This window comes from Ensifer adhaerens, assembly GCF_002940685.1.
GTDB lineage: Bacteria > Pseudomonadota > Alphaproteobacteria > Rhizobiales > Rhizobiaceae > Ensifer > Ensifer adhaerens_E.
Genome location: NZ_PNFP01000001.1, coordinates 133,179 through 147,260 on the forward strand (window position 1 = coordinate 133,179; position 14,082 = coordinate 147,260).

Here is a 14,082-nt window from a genome sequence, read left to right on the forward strand (position 1 = left end):
CAAGGCGTTCACGCCGCCGGCGGCAAACGGAAAAGGACGTTGCAGGTGACCGGCGTGACGGAAGAAGGAAAGCGCAGGGCAACCAATAGCCTGGCGGCGATGGTCGATCGCGCCCGTCATGGCCTGACCCGCCCGTTCAGTTTTTATCTGACCTCGTTGCTGCTGGTCGCCATCGTTCCGGCCTTCATCTTTTCGCTCGTCGTGCTGAAGCGCAGCGTCGACGCGCAGGAACAGGTCATCACGTCGCTGCTGCAGGCCTCGACCGGATCGGTGACGCGCATCGTCGAGCGCGACATCGAGGGCATGCTGACGACGCTGAAGGTCCTGTCGACGTCGCGGGCGATCGAAGACGACAACCTGCAGGCGTTCTACGAGAGAGCCTCGACGGCCCTTGCGCAAACGGATTCCTACCTGATCGTCATCGATCGCAAGCATGACCAGCGGCTCAACACCCGCGTTCCCTTCGGCACGGCGCTCGGCAAGGGCTCGGATTCCGACTCCATCGAGCGCGCCTTCACCAACAGCGGCGCGCCGCTCGTTTCCAACGTCTTCTTCGGCAAGACCGCCGGGAAATGGGTGTTCAACGTCTATCTGCCGGCAAAGCTCTCGACCGGCGAAGACTATCTGCTGGCGCTGACGCAAAACGCCGAGAACATGGCCAAGGCCGTCAACCGCGACACGCTCTCGCCTGGCTGGAACGCCGCCCTCGTCGATGGTGCGGGCAAGGTCATCGTCTCGTCGGATGCGGCGGTCAAGGCCGGGGAATCTTTCTTTCTCGACAAGGTGCCGGCGATCAGCATCGGCGTTCGCAATATCAAGGAGAACGGCACGGAATACCGGGTGGCGACGGAATTCTCCGTAATCACCGGCTGGCGGATCATCGCCTGGGCGCCGCGCGCGATCGTCGATGCGCCGGCCGTCTGGTCGTTCCTGTGGCTGTCGCTCGGCGGCATCCTCTTTGCCGGCATCGCCATCGCCGGTTCGCTGGCGATCGCGCGGCTCTTGTCGCAGGGCGTCAAGCTCGTGGCCGAGGATGCCCGGCGCCTCGGCGCCGGCGAGCGGATCGAGCCGCGCCCGCACATGATCGCCGAGGTCGAGCAGGTCTCGGCGGCGCTAGCGCGGGCGGCCGCCGCGCGCACCAAGGCGGAGGGTGAAATCCGGTTCCTCATGCGCGAAGTGGCGCACCGCTCGAAGAACCAGCTGACGGTGATCCAGTCCATGCTGAACCAGTCGGTCTATTCGGCCGAGAGTGCCGCCGATTTCGCCGACAGTTTCCGCAAGCGCATCGCAGGGCTTGCCCGCTCCACCGACCTGATGATCGCCAACGCCGCGCAAGGCGTCGATTTCCGCGAGCTTGCCCAGAACCAGTTGCAGCCGTTTACGCCTGACGATCCGAGGCGGGTGATTTTCTCCGGCCCGCCCTTGAGGCTCGACACCCAGATCGCCCAGACGCTCGGCATGGCGCTGCACGAGCTCGCAACCAACGCGACCAAATACGGCGCGCTCGCCAACACCACCGGGGTCGTCAAGCTGAGCTGGTCGCTGGAGGATGAAGGCATCGCCATTCGCTGGCGGGAGGAGGGCGCCGATCTCCAGGGCAAGCCGTCGGATCCGATCCGCAAGGGCTTCGGCACGCTGGTGCTGGAGCGCATGCTCGGCATGGCCCTGAATGCCGTCCTTGAGCGGATCATGCATGCCGATGGCATCGAATGGCGGATCATCGTGCCGCGCCAGGCAGGGGAGGATGCCCCATGACGTTCAGCCGGAGGCCGACGCGGTGAAACGAGCGGCCGGTTGCCTTGGAATTTCTGCCGCCGCGGCGCTGGTCCTGCAGATGGGCCATGCCTTGCCGGCGCGAGCGGCTGACAGGGATTGCTCGGTCGCGGATCCGACCGGCACCGAACTCAATGTGCGCGATGCGCCGAACGGCCGGGTGCTGGCGACGCTCGCAAACGGCGCCAGGCTGCGCCAGGTCGGCGAGCGGGAGCACAAGGGCAAGCGCTGGTCGCTGGTCGCCAACGAAAAGGGCGTGCTCGGCTGGGTTTTTTCCACCTATCTGGACTGCGCTCCTGCCGACGGTGACCAGTTAAAATCGGCGCCGATGCACCCGCGGCCGACAGGCAATTAGGCCCGCTTGCCGGCGCTTTCGGGCGCAGGTCCATGACCCTTTCCTTTTTCATCCAATTCGTTTATAGGCACGCCAGCAAAAGGCGCATGCCCGTTGCATTCACGGCCGCAGCTGGACGACATCCCGGCTGACGGCGTCCCGAAATCCTCGAATCGAAAGGATCATCCGATGTCGATTGCTGCAGAGCGTAAGGCTCAGCTCATCAAGGAATTTGCAACCGTTGAAGGCGACACCGGTTCTCCGGAAGTCCAGGTTGCTATCCTGACGGAACGGATCAACAACCTGACCGAACACTTCAAGGGCCACAAGAAGGATAACCATTCCCGCCGTGGTCTGCTCGCGATGGTTTCCAGCCGTCGTTCGCTCCTCGACTATCTGAAGAAGAAAGACGAAGCGCGCTACACCAAGCTGATCGGTGCCCTGGGCATCCGTCGCTAAGCGACTTGTCCGGCGGGTCATTGCGGCCCGCCGGCTTTTTTATGGAGCGTTGAACGCTCGACGATTAGACTCTCCGGCCGCATAGAAAGCGTGGCTTAAGGAGAGAGTCCAGCGAGCCGGATGGGCCGGTATCGCGGATCAACCGATGGCCCGTCATGGGGCAGGATTGCAGGATGCTTCGGCCCCTGCTTGCCGGGATGCCGCTGAGAAGCGGGGGTTCGGGCCAAGCGGAAACCAGCCGATTACAGCGTGAAGCCTCCCGTTGTCTTGCCCGTGATGCGCCATTTCATGCGGCCCTTCGACCACCCGCGCTGCAACAGCCGCGGAAAGGTCCGCCGCACACGAAGGACAGAACATGTTCGATACCCACAAGGTTGAAATCGAATGGGCTGGGCGTCCGCTCAAGCTCGAAACCGGCAAGATCGCCCGTCAGGCTGACGGCGCCGTTCTCGCCACCTACGGCGAAACCGTCGTTCTCGCCACCGTCGTTTCGGCCAAGTCGCCGAAGCCGGGCCAGGACTTCTTCCCGCTGACCGTCAACTACCAGGAAAAGACCTACGCCGCCGGCAAGATCCCGGGTGGCTACTTCAAGCGCGAAGGCCGTCCGAGCGAAAACGAAACGCTCGTCTCGCGCCTGATCGACCGTCCGATCCGCCCGCTCTTCCCCGATGGCTACAAGAACGACACCCAGGTCATCGTCACGGTCATGCAGCATGACCTCGAAAACAACCCCGACGTCCTGTCGATGGTTGCCGCTTCCGCTGCGCTGACGCTGTCGGGCATCCCGTTCATGGGCCCGATCGGTGGCGCGCGCGTCGGCTACATCAACGGCCAGTACGTGCTGAACCCGCATCTCGACGAGATGGACGAATCGACCCTCGACCTCGTCGTCGCCGGCACCCAGGAAGCGGTGCTGATGGTCGAATCCGAAGCCAAGGAACTGCCGGAAGACGTCATGCTCGGCGCCGTCGTCTTCGGCCAGAAGGGCTTCCAGCCGGTCATCGACGCCATCATCAAGCTCGCTGAAGTCGCCGCCAAGGAGCCGCGCGAATTCGAACCGGAAGATCATTCCGCTCTCGAAAACGCCATGCTGTCGATTGCCGAAGACGAGCTGCGCAACGCCTACAAGATCACCGAGAAGGCTGCCCGCTACGCCGCCGTCGACGCCGTCAAGGCCAAGGTGAAGGCTCACTTCCTGCCTGAGGGCATCGAGAACCCGGCCCATACGGCCGAAGAGATTGGCGCCGTCTTCAAGCACCTGCAGGCCAAGATCGTTCGCTGGAACATCCTCGACACCAAGAGCCGCATCGACGGCCGCGATCTCGAGACCGTTCGCCCGATCGTGTCGGAAGTCGGCGTCCTGCCGCGCACCCACGGTTCGGCGCTCTTCACCCGCGGTGAAACCCAGGCGATCGTCGTTGCCACGCTCGGCACCGGCGAAGACGAGCAGTACGTTGATTCCTTGACGGGCATGTACAAGGAAAACTTCATGCTGCACTACAACTTTCCGCCCTTCTCGGTCGGTGAGACGGGCCGCATGGGCTCCCCGGGCCGCCGCGAAATCGGCCACGGCAAGCTCGCTTGGCGCGCCATCCACCCGATGCTGCCGACGGCGGAACAGTTCCCCTACACGCTGCGCGTCGTCTCCGAGATCACCGAGTCCAACGGCTCGTCCTCGATGGCCACCGTCTGCGGCACCTCGCTCGCACTGATGGACGCCGGCGTTCCGCTGGCTAAGCCGGTTGCCGGTATTGCCATGGGCCTGATCAAGGAAGAAGAGCGCTTCGCCGTTCTCTCCGACATCCTCGGCGACGAAGACCACCTCGGCGACATGGACTTCAAGGTTGCGGGCACCGAAGCCGGCATCACCTCGCTCCAGATGGACATCAAGATCGAGGGCATCACCGAAGAGATCATGGGCATCGCGCTCAACCAGGCCAAGGGCGGCCGTCTCCACATCCTCGGCGAAATGGCCAAGGCCATCTCCGAAAGCCGTGGCCAGCTCGGCGAGTTCGCTCCGCGCATCGAAGTCATGAACATCCCGGTCGACAAGATCCGCGAAGTCATCGGCTCGGGCGGCAAGGTCATCCGCGAAATCGTCGAAAAGACCGGCGCCAAGATCAACATCGAAGACGACGGCACCGTGAAGATCGCCTCGTCGTCCGGCAAGGAAATCGAAGCGGCCCGCAAGTGGATCCACTCGATCGTCGCCGAGCCGGAAGTCGGCCAGATCTACGAAGGCACCGTTGTGAAGACCGCCGACTTCGGCGCCTTCGTCAACTTCTTCGGCGCCCGTGACGGCCTCGTCCACATCTCGCAGCTCGCCTCCGAGCGCGTCGCCAAGACGACCGACGTCGTCAAGGAAGGCGACAAGGTCTGGGTCAAGCTCATGGGCTTCGACGAGCGCGGCAAGGTTCGCCTGTCGATGAAGGTCGTCGACCAGGCCACCGGCAAGGAAGTCGTTGCCGAAAAGTCCGAGAAGAAGGGCGACGGCGAAGCCGCAGAATAAGCGGGCTTCACCCGAATGCATTCGGGGCGCGGGGCGGATCGCTCCGCGCCCCTTTCTTGTAGGAAGATGACGGATAGACCGATGAGCCGAGATGCGTTGAAGACCCTGTTTTACCCGTTCGACAGCGGCGTGATCGACCCGCCGGGCGAGGGCGAGCGCGTGCTCTTCCTCGGCGCCGAGGCAGGCTACAGGCTGCCTGAGGGCTTTGCGGCGTCGATCTCGGCCGTGCAGCCGCTCCGGCCGCTCTATCGCGCCCTCGAGGCCGCCCGCGCCGACGTGGCGCCCGAGGTCACCGGCGAGGACTACGACGTCACGCTGGTGCTTGCTGGCAAGCACAAGGGCGAGAACGAGGACCGCATCGCCGAGGCGCTGAAGCGCACCCGCGAAGGCGGACTGATCGTCGTTGCCGGCGGCAAGGAAGACGGCATCCAGTCGCTGAAGAAGCGCATCGCCAAGTTCGAATGGGACGGCGACCATCTGCCGAAATATCACGGTGTCGCCTTCTGGTTCACCCGCCCGGAAGATGTCACCGACGCCGTGCGCAAGCTCGCCAAGGTGCCGGTGCGCGTCGACGGCCTGTTCGAGGCGTCACCGGGCATGTTCTCGCACGACCGCGTCGATGCCGGCTCGGAACTGCTCGCCTCGCGTCTGCCGCACGATTTCCACGGCCATGCCGCCGATTTCGGCGCCGGCTGGGGCTATCTCGCAGCCAAGCTTGCAGAAGCCGCGCCCGGCACCAAGGGCATCGACCTGTTCGAGGCGGATCACGAGGCGCTCGAGGCGGCCCGCGTCAACATGATGGCGAATGCCCCGCGCATGCCGGCCCGCTTCTACTGGTTCGACCTGACCAGCGAAGAGCCGCGCGACAAGTACGACCTCATCGTCATGAACCCGCCCTTCCATGAGAGCCACGCCGCCGAGCCGGCGCTCGGCATCGCCATCATCAAGACGGCGATGAAGGCGCTGAAGCAGGGCGGCAAGCTGATGCTGGTCGCCAATCGCGGTCTTCCGTACGAGCAGGTGCTCGCCGAAAATTCCAAGGAGTATGGCGAGACCTGCCGCAACGCCCGCTTCAAGGTGCTCTGGGCCAAGCGCTGAGGGCCTGCGCCGCCGCATCTCACGCGAACGGGGAATTGAAGGAGCCGGGCAGATGACCCGGCTCTTTTGCATCTGGCGGCAAGTCAAACTTAGCCCGTTGCCTTCGCCGCCTTTCCGGCTCACCATGCGTCCGGTTTTCCTGCCGGAGGATGAGTTCCATGACGTCGGGAGTGAACAGGCCGCCTTTGAGCGAAGACGCGGCCGAAGCCATCGCCAAGGACATCAAGCAAGGCGAGGGACATGGCGCGACGTCCGAGGTCCCCATGTCGTTTCTGCGCAGCCTCTACCGTTCGCCGCTGGATCCCGAGCGCCGCACGCACACGGGTTTCGTCGTCGTCGCGGTCATCGCGGCTCTGCTTGTGCTCTTCGTCCTGGTTTGAACATGCGTGAAGGAAGGCACGCGGACGGGCGGCCCATGCGTGTCTTCAACCGCGCCGTCTCCCGATGATCAAAAAACCGCCAAGGACCGCGCAGAGCAGGCCGAGCGACAGGGGCAGCCCCTGGTGTCCGGCCACCTGCATGACAGCGCCGGTTGCGGGCGAGCCGACCATGCCGCCGATGCCCCAGGCGAAGGCGAAGGCGGCGTTGCCCGCAATCAGGGCCTGGCCGCTGAACCGCTCGCCGAGCTGGATGAGCGACAGGGTGTAGATCCCGAACGTCACGCCGCCCCAGACGAAAACGAACGGCCAGACGAGCCAGCTGTCGAACAGCCATGGCAAAAGCAGGCAGCCGCCCAGGGAGCAAAGGACACAGGACAACAGCGTCTGCCTCGACCCCCTGCGTTCGGACAGGCGTCCGATCAGGATCTGCAGCGACGCGTTGCCGGCAATGAAGCAGGTGATGAGCGGTGCGACGCGCACTTCGCTGCTGCCAAGTGCTGCGCCGTAGACGGCAAGCAGTGAAAGCAGGGTCTGCTCGAAGGCGGCGGCCGTTGCGACCGCAAACAGCAGCAACGGCGCCAGCGCAAGAAAGCCGGCGACGGACGTCGCCTCTCCATCCTGCGGCACATCGGGCAGGCGCGGTATCAGGGCGAGCAGGATCAGGCCGCAGAGGAGAAAGGCCAGGATGCCGATCAGGAAGGGGGGCCAGCCGTCCGTTCCGACCAGCGCGAGCGACAGCGGCCCGATGCCGAAGCCGGCTGAGACGACCGAGGAGTAGAGGCCCATGACGCGGCCGCGACGGGACGCGGGCGTGATTGCCACCAGCCAGGTCTCGCTGATCACCGAAAGCGGATTGGCGAAGACCCCAAGCAGGAAACGGAGCGGCATCCAGACCCAGACGTCCTGTGTCCAGCCAATGGCGGCAAGGGTGCAGACGGCCAGGATCGAGCACAGGATCGCAAGCCGGGCACCGCCCAGCCGTCGTGACAGCATCGGGATCAGGGGCGCCGACAGGATGAAGCCGAGCGGAGTCATGGCCGCCGACAGGCCGATCAGGGCGGGTGCCGTGCGCTGCCGTTCCAGGATGAAGCTGAGCAGCGGATAGGTCAGCCCCTGCGCCACGGCAAAGACGGTGACGGTGGCGATGATGCCCGCCATTGCGGCCCATGGGGCCGGACCCTCTCGGGGCGTGATCCGCTGGCCGAGAGCCGGCGTCGCCGCGGGCAACGGCTGGTCCGATGGCATTCTTCCGGTCACCTCAAAGCACCTGCCAGAAGGGCCTGGCGAGTTCCTCCTCGACCTGGCGTCGCGTCAGGCCGATATCGGCGATCAGATGCGGATCGCCCTTGAGCTTTCGTTGGAGCTCTGTCCGAAATTGGTTCCGTTCACGCCAGGCGGCGGCCATCCGTCTGAGCGTTTCGATAGGGCCATGCGAACGCATCGGGCGCGTCGGCGTCGCAGGCGCCGGTGCCTGATGCGAAGCGATGGGAGGGAAGGGGGTGTTGTTCATGGCAACCTCGCTATCGGCTTCGAGGGTCCGGGACCCTCGACCTGAAGAAGGCTGGATTCTGCGCAATGCGATCAGCGCCGTACTTAATCCCTTCCAAAAAGTTCTCAAAAACTTCCAAACGGGCTATAGCTCGCCACATGCAGGAAACGCGTTTTGCCTTCGGTCCGTTTGTGCTTGATCCGGGTGCGGGAACGCTCCTGCGGAACGACGATCCCGTGGCCGTTGGCTATCGCGGCGTAAAGCTGCTTGCAGCCCTTGTTGGACGGCCCGGAGAAATCCTCGCGAAGGCCGAGTTGATGGATGCGGCCTGGCCGGGCACGGCCGTCGAGGAGGGCAATCTCACCGTTCAGATCGCCCAGCTGAGGAAACTGCTCGGCCCGGCCGTCGATGGCGGTGAATGGATCTCGACCGTGCCGCGTGTCGGCTACCGCTTTACCGGGACCATCGAGCGGCTGGGCGGCGTGACGAAAAAGCCTCTGCCGCTGCCGAACAAGCCATCGATCGCCGTGCTGCCTTTCGTCAACCTCAGCAACGATCCCGAGCAGGAATCCTTTGCGGACGGGATGACGGAAGACCTGATTACGGACCTGTCCAGAAGCGGTGGCCTTTTCGTCATCGCCCGCAACTCGGTCTTTGCCTACAAGGGCAGGGCAATGGACGTGCGTGCGATCGCCGAGGATCTCGGGGTGCGTTACCTGTTGGAGGGCAGCGTCCGCCGCGCCGCCGACAGGGTACGCATCAACGCCCAGCTGGTGGATGCGCAAACTGGCGAACATCTCTGGGCGGAGCGCTTCGATCGGAACCTCGAACATATCTTCGCAGTCCAGGACGAGGTGACGGCCAAGATCGTCGAGGCGTTGCTCGGTCGGCTGCGCACACCGCCGTCACGCAATCGGCCCAAAAGTCTCGAGGCCTATGATCTTTGCGTGCGCGCGCGCAAGCTGATCGACGATTCGCCGCAAACGGCCCGTGAAGCGCATCTGATGCTTACCCGCGCGCTTTCGCTCGACCCTGATTACGCCGAGGCCTATCGCTGGCTCGCCATGAACTACTGGATGGGGTGGGTGCATTGGGGTGAACCGGTCCAGCCGGCGCGCAGCGTTGCTCTGGAGCTGGCGCGCAAGGCCGTCGCGATCGATCCCAACGATGCCGGCTGCCGCTGGGTGCTGGCAAATCTGCTCGCCTATGAGCGCAGCTTCGCCGAGGCCGACGCGGAATTCGCCAAGGCCATCGAGCTCGACCCGAACGAAGCCGACACCTGGGCGACATTGTCCGACATCACGATCCTGGCCGGCCGGGTCGAGGAAGGACTGGAGCACATTCGCAAGGCGTTCCGACTGAACCCCTATCCGGCAAGCTGGTACTATCTGACACTCGGCCAGGCGCAATATGCGGCCGGAGACTACGAAGCCGCGGTCGAGACGCTGCGCAAGGACGAGACCTACCGCACCAGCTCGCGTCGCTTCCTCGCGGCGAGCCTCGCGCAACTGGGACGGCTGGACGAGGCGCGCGCCGAGGTCGACCTGTTCCTCGTCGCCAATCCCCATTTCACGACAGGCTTCTGGGTCACGACGGAGCCGTTTCGCGATGCAGCGATGCTTGCGCACTTCGTTGACGGTTTTCACAAGGCCGGTCTTCCGGATTGACGGCGCGGCCGTCTTGAGGATGCGGGCTTGCGAAACCGACCCGTCTCCTGCGATCTGGCCCTACTGCATCGATGGAATGATCGTGCCGGCCATCCGGGGTGGCCGGCGTTCATGCGCCTAACCACGATCGCTGCGCGTGTATTTGAGTGTTGCCTTATATTCGTAAGGCATGCTATCATGGGTTTTAATCATTACGGACGCAACCTGTTTGTTGCCTTTATCTCTTCTCCCACGATCGCAGGATGATCAGCGGATAGAGACCTATGTTTGGATTCATAAGATTGCTGCGTAGAACTTTATTTCGCCCGTCGGCGCGCGGGAAAGCGAAGTCGGAACCAAGCACCATCCGTCCATTCTGACCGGCGCAGAAAAAGCAGCCGGCGCGAGGTATACGCATTTGTTCGGCACGGCTTACCTGAAGGTTGTTTTGTCGCGTTTCGCCGTCATGGTCAGCCTGTTGCTCCTGGCTTTGGGCTCGACGGCTCTGGCATCGCCCGCCGGTGGCCCCGAGATGCAGTTCTTCGTCGTTCGCAGCGGCCAGCCGGGGTGCGAGCCGACCTGTCCGGAATGGATCTCCGCCGAGGGGGCGATCGCCCGCGACAGTCCGGCGCGTTTGAAGAAGCTGCTGAAAATCATCGGCGACCGCCGCCTGCCGATCGTGGTGACGTCGCCCGGCGGAGACGTCGACGCCGCTCTGGCGCTCGGTCGCCTCATCCGGGAACGAAAGCTTGAAGTCGCGGTCGGCAAGACCCGCTTCGTCGGCTGTCAGCCGTTGCAAAAGGACTGCCGTGAAAACGACGGCAAGGGCGCTCGCTACATCGGTGCCGCCTATTCGGCTGGCGCCTATTGTGCTTCCGCCTGTCCGTTGATGCTTGCCGGCGGCGCCCGGCGGGTGGTCGGCCAATGGGCGTATCTGGGCGTCCACCAGGTCACCACAGTCTATGTGAAGATCCAGACGCGGTATCGCGAGCAGTATCGCGTCGTAAACGGCAAGAAGAAGGTCATGAGCAAGAAGGTGGTCAGTCGCAAGAATGTCGGCAGCCACAAGACCTATGAGATGAACAAGGCGATGGAGCGCCAGCTTGCGGCCTACCTTGCGGAAATGGGGGTCGGCCGGACCGTCGTCGATCTGATGAAGGTGACGCCCGTCGCCGACATGCGCAAGATCGAACCCGTGGTGATGCTGGAGATGAAGTTGATTACGCAACTCGGCGGGGTCGAACTGCTGACGGCTGCCGATGTTTGCAGGACCGTGCCGGCGGCCGCCAACTGCCGGGTCTTCGTGATGTCGGACCTGAAACGTCAGTAGAGCCGGGGAGTGTGGGATGAAGGCCGAGCTAAAGGCATGGACGCCGTTCGGCGACAGGATCCGGCGCGGAGTGCGAGGGGCATTGCTGACGATCTGTCTGGCGGCCTGTAGCCTCTTCAGCCCGCCGACGGGGATGGCGGCGGAGCCGGAGATGCGGTTCGTCGTCGTGCGATCGAACCAGGCCGGCTGTGAACCGACATGCACGGAGTGGATTTCCGCCAGGGGCGCCATCGGTCCGCAGACACCGGCGTTGCTGAAGGCGACCCTTAAGGCCCTTGCAGGCAGAAAGCTGCCCGTGGTGCTCGTGTCCTCCGGCGGCGACATGGCCGCTGCCATGGCGCTCGGACGTATCATCCGCAAGAACAAGCTGAACGTGGCGATCGGCACGACAGTCTTCGTCGGCTGCCAACGCGACGAGGAGAACTGCACGGCAAACGACAACAGAGGCGCTCACTTTATCGGCGAGGCGGCATCGCGCGGCATTTGCCTGCGCGCCTGCGCCCTTGTCCTGGCGTCGGGCATTCGTCGTATCGCGGGAGAAGGTACGCTGGTCGATAGCGTTCCCATGGTGGGTGCCAATGCGGCAGACACCAGGAGGCTGGTCGTCTACTACGGTGAGATGGGCGTGCGATACCAACTCCTGGCCGCAGATTTGAAGGGCGAGGGCAGCAACCCCGGCCGTTGGCAAATGTTCAAGGCGCTGCTGGTGACGAGCACGCTTGCGGTCGATCAATTGGTGGATGCTCAGATTTGCCGAGGCACGCCCGCGCCGGACAATTGCCGGGTGTTCACGACGATGGATCTGGAGTAGTTGCTCTCGGCGCCGAGGCGGGGCATGCGCGGCATGCCCCCCGTTCAGCCCTGTCGCCCATATTGCTCCATGAACGCGCGATGGCCGATCGCGAAGCCTGGGGTTTGATCCGCGCAACCAAAAAGCCCCGGCGAGACCGTCGCCGGGGCTTTTTAGTTGAGTTATTCTGTGGATCGAATGCTGGGCGATCCTACTCGGCGTCGGCGGTTCTCAACGCATCGAGTGCCGGCATCGAGGTGATGTTGTAGCCGCTGTCGACGTAGTGGATCTCACCGGTGACGCCGCGCGAAAGGTCCGAAAGCAGGTAAAGCGCCGAGTTGCCGACATCGTCGATGGTGACGGTGCGGCGCAGCGGCGAGTTCTTCTGCTGCCAGGAGAGCATCGCCCGGGCGTCGGAAATGCCGGCGCCGGCGAGCGTGCGGATCGGGCCCGCCGAGATCGCGTTGACGCGAATGCCGCGAACGCCGTAGTCGGCGGCGAGATAGCGCACCGAAGCCTCGAGCGCTGCCTTGGCGACACCCATGACGTTGTAGTTCGGCATGACGCGCATCGAGCCGCCATAGGTGAGCGTCAGCATCGAGCCGCCCTCATCCATCAACTCGGCCGCGCGCCTGGCGATCTCGGTGAAGGAGAAGCAGGAGATCACCATCGTGCGGCTGAAATTGTCGCGCGAGGTGTCGGCGTAAAGGCCTTTCAGCTCGTTTTTGTCCGAGAAGCCGATGGCGTGAACGATGAAGTCGAGCTTGCCCCAGCGTTCCTTGATCGCATCGATGACCGCATCGACGGAGGCAATGTCTTCGACATCGCAGGGAAGCAGGAAGTCGGAACCGAGTTCGGCCGCCAGCGGCTTGACGCGCTTGCCCAGCGCCTCGCCCTGATAGGTGAAGGCCAGTTCCGCGCCCTGCGCTGCAAGCGCCTTGGAGATGCCCCAGGCAATAGAATGGTTGTTGGCCACACCCATGATGAGGCCACGCTTTCCAGTCATCAGTCCCGTCATGGTGTTATCCGTTGTAGCGCTGGAAGACGAGCGTTGCGTTGGTGCCGCCGAAGCCGAAGGAGTTCGAAAGAACCGTATCGATCTTGGCATTGTCGATGCGCTTGCGAACGATCGGAACGCCGTCGAACTCCGGGTCGAGCTCGCTGATATGCGCGCTTTCGCCGATGAAGCCTGCCTGCATCATCAGCAGGCCGTAGATCGATTCCTGTACGCCGGCCGCACCGAGCGAGTGACCCGTGAGCGACTTGGTCGACTGGATGTGCGGCATCTTGCTGCCGAACACTTCGCGGATCGCGCCGATTTCCTTGCTGTCGCCAACCGGCGTCGAAGTGCCGTGGGTGTTGATGTAATCCACGTCGCCCTTAACGGTCGAGAGCGCCTGACGCATGCAGCGGATCGCGCCTTCGCCCGACGGAGCCACCATGTCGTAGCCGTCGGAGGTTGCGCCATAGCCGACGATTTCGGCGTAGATCTTGGCGCCGCGGGCCTTGGCGTGCTCCAGTTCTTCGAGAACGAGGACGCCCGCGCCGCCGGCAATGACGAAACCGTCGCGGTTGGCGTCATAGGCGCGCGAAGCCGTTGCCGGCGTTTCGTTGTACTTCGACGACATGGCGCCCATGGCGTCGAAGAGGTTGGACATGGTCCAGTCGAGGTCTTCGTGACCGCCGGCAAACATCACGTCCTGCTTGCCCCACTGGATCATCTCGGCGGCGTTGCCGATGCAGTGCGCCGAGGTCGAGCAGGCCGACGAGATCGAGTAGTTGACGCCGTGGATCTGGAACCAGGTGGCAAGCGTCGCGGATGCCGTGGACGACATCGCCTTCGGAACGGCGAACGGGCCGATGCGCTTCGGGCTGACGTTCTTGCGGGTGACGTCGGCGGCCTCGACGATCGTGCGGGTGGACGGACCGCCCGAGCCCATGATGATGCCGGTGCGCTCGTTGCGGGCGATGACCGCTTCTTCCAGGCCGGAATCGGCGATCGCCTGCTTCATCGCCACGTGGTTCCAGGCACCGCCCTGCGACAGGAAGCGCATGGCGCGACGATCGACCAGTTCGGTCGGATCGAGCGACGGCGCGCCCCAGACCTGGCACTTGAAGCCGTTCTCGGCGAAATCGGGAGAAAACGTGATGCCCGACTTGGCATCGCGCAACGACGCCGTGACTTCGTCTGCATTGTTTCCGATGGAGGAAACGATGCCGAGGCCCGTGACAACAACCCGTCTCATGGTACTGACCTTTTCTTTATTTCGTTCG

General features: G+C 63.8%; 13 protein-coding genes. 9 read left to right on the forward strand and 4 right to left on the reverse strand.

Annotated features, from left to right (window positions below; genetic code table 11):
- Positions 1-45: 45 nt before the first annotated feature.
- From C1A35_RS00680 to C1A35_RS00705, 6 genes are all read left to right on the forward strand, one after another.
- Positions 46-1,755: a sensor histidine kinase gene (locus C1A35_RS00680; protein ID WP_199772825.1), complete on the forward strand. Its 1,710-nt coding sequence runs from the start codon at positions 46-48 to the stop codon at positions 1,753-1,755.
- Entirely contained in the window at positions 1,745-2,128 is a 384-nt protein-coding gene (locus tag C1A35_RS00685) for an SH3 domain-containing protein (RefSeq protein WP_158664935.1), read from the forward strand. The genes C1A35_RS00680 and C1A35_RS00685 overlap by 11 nt, the downstream gene beginning before the upstream one ends.
- Positions 2,129-2,296: 168 nt before the next feature.
- Positions 2,297-2,566, forward strand: coding sequence for a 30S ribosomal protein S15 (gene rpsO / locus C1A35_RS00690; protein ID WP_029742369.1), 270 nt, complete (start codon positions 2,297-2,299; stop codon positions 2,564-2,566).
- A gap of 355 nt (positions 2,567-2,921) precedes the next feature.
- A complete protein-coding gene (gene pnp / locus C1A35_RS00695) occupies positions 2,922-5,075 on the forward strand; it encodes a polyribonucleotide nucleotidyltransferase (protein WP_104662462.1) in 2,154 nt (717 codons plus the stop codon).
- A gap of 81 nt (positions 5,076-5,156) precedes the next feature.
- Positions 5,157-6,173, forward strand: coding sequence for a class I SAM-dependent methyltransferase (locus tag C1A35_RS00700; protein ID WP_104662463.1), 1,017 nt, complete (start codon positions 5,157-5,159; stop codon positions 6,171-6,173).
- A gap of 158 nt (positions 6,174-6,331) precedes the next feature.
- On the forward strand, positions 6,332-6,553 hold the full coding sequence (locus C1A35_RS00705) for a hypothetical protein (RefSeq protein WP_104662464.1): 222 nt from the start codon (positions 6,332-6,334) through the stop codon (positions 6,551-6,553).
- A 45-nt stretch (positions 6,554-6,598) separates the two neighbouring features.
- Here the strand turns inward: C1A35_RS00705 and C1A35_RS00710 are convergent, their stop codons facing one another.
- Both C1A35_RS00710 and C1A35_RS00715 read right to left on the reverse strand, forming a co-directional pair.
- Positions 6,599-7,798, reverse strand: coding sequence for an MFS transporter (locus C1A35_RS00710; RefSeq protein ID WP_104662465.1), 1,200 nt, complete (start codon positions 7,796-7,798; stop codon positions 6,599-6,601).
- A 13-nt stretch (positions 7,799-7,811) separates the two neighbouring features.
- Positions 7,812-8,063, reverse strand: coding sequence for a DUF1127 domain-containing protein (locus C1A35_RS00715; protein WP_440271486.1), 252 nt, complete (start codon positions 8,061-8,063; stop codon positions 7,812-7,814).
- A 137-nt stretch (positions 8,064-8,200) separates the two neighbouring features.
- On the opposite strand from C1A35_RS00715, the gene C1A35_RS00720 reads away from it, so the two are divergent.
- From C1A35_RS00720 to C1A35_RS00730, 3 genes are all read left to right on the forward strand, one after another.
- Positions 8,201-9,709, forward strand: coding sequence for a winged helix-turn-helix domain-containing tetratricopeptide repeat protein (locus C1A35_RS00720; protein ID WP_104662466.1), 1,509 nt, complete (start codon positions 8,201-8,203; stop codon positions 9,707-9,709).
- A gap of 427 nt (positions 9,710-10,136) precedes the next feature.
- Positions 10,137-11,018 (forward strand): hypothetical protein, encoded by an 882-nt coding sequence (locus tag C1A35_RS00725; RefSeq protein WP_158664936.1) that lies wholly within the window; start codon positions 10,137-10,139, stop codon positions 11,016-11,018.
- 151 nt (positions 11,019-11,169) lie between these two features.
- Positions 11,170-11,829 carry a hypothetical protein gene (locus tag C1A35_RS00730; protein WP_158664937.1) on the forward strand — a complete coding sequence of 220 codons (660 nt, stop codon included), beginning with the start codon at positions 11,170-11,172 and terminating at the stop codon, positions 11,827-11,829.
- 190 nt (positions 11,830-12,019) lie between these two features.
- On the opposite strand, the gene fabI is transcribed toward C1A35_RS00730, so the two are convergent.
- On the reverse strand, positions 12,020-12,826 hold the full coding sequence (gene fabI, locus C1A35_RS00735) for an enoyl-ACP reductase FabI (protein WP_104662469.1): 807 nt from the start codon (positions 12,824-12,826) through the stop codon (positions 12,020-12,022).
- Between the two features lie 4 nt (positions 12,827-12,830).
- On the reverse strand, positions 12,831-14,054 hold the full coding sequence (fabB, locus tag C1A35_RS00740; RefSeq protein WP_104662470.1) for a beta-ketoacyl-ACP synthase I: 1,224 nt from the start codon (positions 14,052-14,054) through the stop codon (positions 12,831-12,833).
- Positions 14,055-14,082 lie beyond the last annotated feature (28 nt).